Source organism: Komagataeibacter kakiaceti JCM 25156 (assembly GCF_000613305.1).
Window position 1 is genome coordinate 1 of sequence record NZ_BAIO01000726.1, and the last position, 914, is coordinate 914.

Genomic DNA, 914 nt, shown 5'->3' on the forward strand with positions numbered 1-914 from the left:
CCCCGCCATGGAATTCCGGACCGGGGCGCAGCGCGATCTGCACGATCCCGTCGCGCACCGTCACCACCTGCGGGGCGTCCTGATCTATCGCGCCCGCCATTTCCGGCATGAACCACGCAGCGCGCACCGCGTCCGGTGTAAGTTCCGGACCGGCAAGCTGTAATATCCCGGCAGGGGAGACCCGTGCGGCAAAGGGAGACATGACCGGCCTGCTGGCCGCTGCCCGGACGAAATCCGCCGCCTGCGCCGAAGGTCGGGGATCGCCACGGGGCAGGGTCAGGCTGAAACTGCCCTGTTCGGGCACGCAGATATCGGCGCAGACCAGCCACTCCGCCACGGCATGCAGGTCCATCGCCCCCGGCTCCGGCCCGGCCACGGGTACAAGCGTGACCGGCAGCAGCACATCGCCGGTATAGGCATAGGATGTAAGCGGCCCGTCATGCAGCACCTGCGGGGTTGGCCATTCGATCGTGCTGGCCTGCCCGCTGCCCCCGCCCTGCGCGTTTACCGCCACGGTGGGCGCGGCCCCGGCATCGCCGGGATTGAGCCAGTAGGTATGCCAGCCGGGCGCAAGACGCAGGCGCAGGCCCACATGCAGCGCGCGACCGGGCATGAAGGTGTCATCCGCCGTGACCAGCGTGGCGGTGGCGCGGGTGGTGGAGACGGGATCGCTCTGCGCCGCGCGGGCGGCAGGCGTGGCCGCCACCAGCAGGCACAGGATCGATACAAGCCGCAGAAAGGGCACGGACAGCACTCCACCACACAGGAAAGGAAAAAACGCGCCCGTGCCGCATGCCAAGGATTGCCCCCCACCGCGCCGGACGCCATAAGATCAGGATATGTCTTTCGATCCCACCTTGCAAAACCGGCTTGCCGCACTCCTGTCCCAAAACGCGGCGGCGCTGCCGGTCGCG

1 protein-coding gene is annotated in these 914 nt (G+C 68.7%); it reads right to left on the reverse strand.

Going from position 1 to position 914, the window contains the following annotated elements:
* Positions 1 to 745, reverse strand: a 745-nt coding sequence (locus tag JCM25156_RS18340; protein WP_277909487.1) for a protein-disulfide reductase DsbD domain-containing protein, incomplete at its 3' end; no start/stop codon positions are given.
* Between the last annotated feature and the right edge of the window lie 169 nt (positions 746 to 914).